Genomic DNA, 3,538 nt, shown 5'->3' with positions numbered 1-3,538 from the left:
AGATAAAAATGGAGACTATATGGAGCAATATAATAAAGGGCAATAAGCTTAATAACTAAAAAACCCGCGGAAAAAGGGATATTCTGCGGGTTTTTTAGTTTCTGAAACTATTTCATGAAGTTACGGTTACTCTGGAAGCAGTCGATTTTGATACCATACTCTTTGGTAATTAAACAGACGTGATTCTTTTTATTTAAAGATTCCACAAGGTAATGTCCTCTCCAAGCTCATCTTTGGTTAAGGCACCTTTAATATCCATAATGATTCCTTTTCCATCCTTTAATAAACTTTGAAAAGTACCTACAGGAAGGCTGGTGAACATTTTATGAGGGACGGCTAAAATCAATACATCAGATTTTTCTAATTGGTGTAAATCTTTTAACTCATCCTCAAAGTGGTTATGGTCGACATGAGGGTCGCACACCTGGACATGTAAATCTAAATTCTTTAATTTCTCTACTATTTCAAGAGCTTTAGAATTTCTGGTATCAGGAAGGTTTTGTTTGAATGTGACTCCTAGAACGGTAATGGTGAAGTCTTTTAAATTCTTTTTTTGAATCGTAATTTGTTCCAACATCGTTTTTACAATATATTCTGGCATGTAATCATTTATTTCCCTTGCTGATTCAATAAAATTCGGAGTATATCCGACTGATTTCGATTTATGAATTAAATAGTAGGGATCGACTCCTATACAGTGTCCCCCCACGAGACCTGGATAATAGGGATTGAAATTCCATTTTGTGGAGGCTGCTTCAATGGCTTCATGCGTATTGATTCCCAATTTATTGAATATTATTGAAATCTCATTCATAAATGCGATATTTATATCTCTTTGTGTATTTTCAATAATTTTAGAAGCTTCGGCAACTTTAATCGAGGCAGCTTTATACACTTCGGCAGTAATTACACGTTGGTATATCGAATGGATGGTGTCTAATGTTTCTTTATCTTGAGCAGCTACGATTTTATTAATTGTTTGAAATGTATGGTCCTTATCTCCAGGATTTATTCTTTCTGGAGAATATCCTACGTAAAAGTCAGATCCTGCTTCTAAACCTGATTCTCTCTCAAGAATCGGGAGACACACTTCCTCTGTTGCTCCTGGAAAAACGGTCGATTCATATACCACAATTGTCCCTGCGGCAAGGTTTTTCCCTAAAATTGTGGAGGCGTTCTTTAAGTAGGTCAAATCCGGCTCATGATTGACTGATATCGGTGTAGGAACTGCCACGATTATGAAGTTACAGATGCCCAGGTCTTTTTCGTTCGATGTAAATTTAATACGTGCTTCTCTTAATTGTGTTTCAGTAATCTCGTGAGTATAGTCATAAAACTGGTTTAAAGAACTGATTCTAGCTTCGTTAATATCATATCCTATGACCTTGTATTCTTTAGAAAATCCTATCGCCACAGGCAGACCGACATAGCCGAGTCCTACTACCCCTATAACTGGATTTGAATCCGCAGTATTCATCATATTTTTAGTCATATCAATTTTATCTTCCTTTTTATGCTCGTATGAAATATTTTAATTCCCTTCATAAATCCTGATGTACTTTTTTTATATGCCAACCAATCAAAGGGGTTACAGGATCCACGTGGATGTTCTGTAAATAATTCGGAACAGTTGGGCGGATTTAAAATAAATTAATACAGTATGGATTGAATATGGGTAAGGGAGTTTTTGCAATGATTCCGTTAATTAGTCTAAAAAAGCAGTACGAAGTGATCGAAGCTGAGTTAATGGATGAAATGAGAAAAGTTCTGAGAAGCGGTCAATATATATTAGGGTCGAAAGTAAATCAGTTAGAGGAAACGATTGCAGAAAAATTAGGGGTGGGAAGTGCAGTTGCTGTTGCCAATGGTACAGATGCATTAATACTTACTCTTGACGCTTATGACATAGGGGAGGGAGATGAAGTCATCACCACTCCATTCACTTTTTTTTCTACAGCCGAAGCTATTTCCAGAGTAGGTGCAAAACCTGTATTCGCAGATGTCGATCCTCAGACATATACGATTTGTCCAAATAAAATCAAAGAAAAAATAACTTCATCTACGAAAGCCATTATTCCTGTGCATCTGTTTGGACAGTGTGCCGAAATGGATGCAATCAATCGAATAGCTTGTGAGCATGACTTACTTGTAATTGAAGACGCTTGTCAGGCATATGGTGCAACGTATAAAGGGAAACCAGCAGGTAGCTTAGGGGACGCAGGTTGTTTTTCATTTTTTCCGACAAAGAACCTCGGCACGTTAGGTGACGGGGGGATGGTTAGCACATCTGATGCCCAATTGGCCCAAAAGATTCGTTCCTTGAGGGTACATGGCAGCATTAAAAAATACCATCATCAACACATTGGGTATAACAGTCGGTTGGATGAGCTGCATGCGGCCATATTGATGGTGGGATTGCGCCACATTGACCAATGGAATAAACAGAGAATCGCTTTAGGAGAACGCTACCACTATAAGCTTCAAGGGATTAAACATATGAAACTGCCAAAGACTGCCGAGAACTGTATGCATGTCTATCATCTATATTGCATTGAATCTAAGAATCGAAAACAAATCATTGAATGCTTGCATAAGAAAAACATCCAAACAGGGATTTACTATCCTTGCTGCCTTCATCTTCAGGATGCATATCATCACGTAGGGTACAAAGTGGGGGATTTTCCTATTGCTGAACAGCTTTCAGAAAGACTTTTTGCGATACCTTTATTTCCTTTTCTTAGTACCGAGAATCAGGATGAGGTCATTACTGCGTTACGTGAAAGTGAGGGTTTATTACAATGTGGAAGGCAGGAATAATCGGGTGCGGCTATATTTCTAAAAAACATTTAGCATCGATAATCAGGCTGGACAGTGTAGAATTACATGCCGTCAGCGACGTGCAAAAAAGCAGAATGGAAGAAACTGCCTCTTTTTATCAGGAAAATATTGTGGGCAGCGCTTCCCTCAAACAGTACGGAGATTATCAGGACCTAATCCATGACCCTGAAATAGATATAATTATAATCACCGTCATATCAAGCCTTCATGCCAAAATAGCCAAACAAGCTTTACAAGAAAGTAAACATGTAATCGTTGAAAAACCATTGGCTCTTTCTATTCAGGATGCTGATGAAATAATAAAATTATCTCGTTTAAAGCAAAAGAAAGTGCTTGTATGTCATCAGCTAAGATATCGACCTATTTTCTTGAAATTAAAAAAACTATTGGAAAAAGGCACTCTTGGAAAACCATATATGGGGACGGTTTCTGCTAGAATCAATCGTTCCCAAGAGTATTATGAATCAGCTGCTTGGAGAGGAAGCTGGGAGCATGATGGCGGAATGCTCATCAACCAGGGCATTCATTTAGTTGATTTACTCGTGTGGCTATTAGGAGATATAGATACAGTTTATGGAGAAGTTGCAAGAAACAATCAATTAAAGGAAATAGAGGATGTTGCCACAGGTATTATCCATTTCAATAATAAGGCTAAGGGCATGATTGAGGTAAACACAATTACTAAGCCGGCCACACAGGG

General features: G+C 38.0%; 3 protein-coding genes. 2 read left to right on the top strand and 1 reads right to left on the bottom strand.

Annotated features, from left to right (window positions below):
- Positions 1-193 precede the first annotated feature (193 nt).
- On the bottom strand, positions 194-1,492 hold the full coding sequence (locus WAM07_RS18535; RefSeq protein WP_422168867.1) for a nucleotide sugar dehydrogenase: 1,299 nt from the start codon (positions 1,490-1,492) through the stop codon (positions 194-196).
- Positions 1,493-1,692: 200 nt separating this feature from the next.
- Here WAM07_RS18535 and WAM07_RS18530 point away from each other — a divergent pair, with 200 nt between their 5' ends.
- A complete protein-coding gene (locus tag WAM07_RS18530) occupies positions 1,693-2,817 on the top strand; it encodes a DegT/DnrJ/EryC1/StrS family aminotransferase (protein ID WP_422168866.1) in 1,125 nt (374 codons plus the stop codon).
- Positions 2,799-3,538: Gfo/Idh/MocA family protein (locus WAM07_RS18525; RefSeq protein ID WP_422168865.1), on the top strand; the 740-nt coding region annotated here is incomplete at its 3' end. The genes WAM07_RS18530 and WAM07_RS18525, both read left to right, overlap by 19 nt.

It is taken from the genome of Halobacillus sp., from assembly GCF_049282395.1.
In the GTDB taxonomy this organism is placed as follows: Bacteria; Bacillota; Bacilli; order Bacillales; family Halobacillaceae; genus Halobacillus.
This window is presented reverse-complemented; position numbering and strand designations above follow the sequence as displayed.

Bases quoted from the DNA above. Each gene is read 5' to 3' on its own strand.
- WAM07_RS18535 (WP_422168867.1), bottom strand. From the start codon at position 1,492: ATGACTAAAAATATGATGAATACTGCGGATTCAAATCCAGTTATAGGG.
- WAM07_RS18530 (WP_422168866.1), top strand. From the start codon at position 1,693: ATGATTCCGTTAATTAGTCTAAAAAAGCAGTACGAAGTGATCGAAGCT.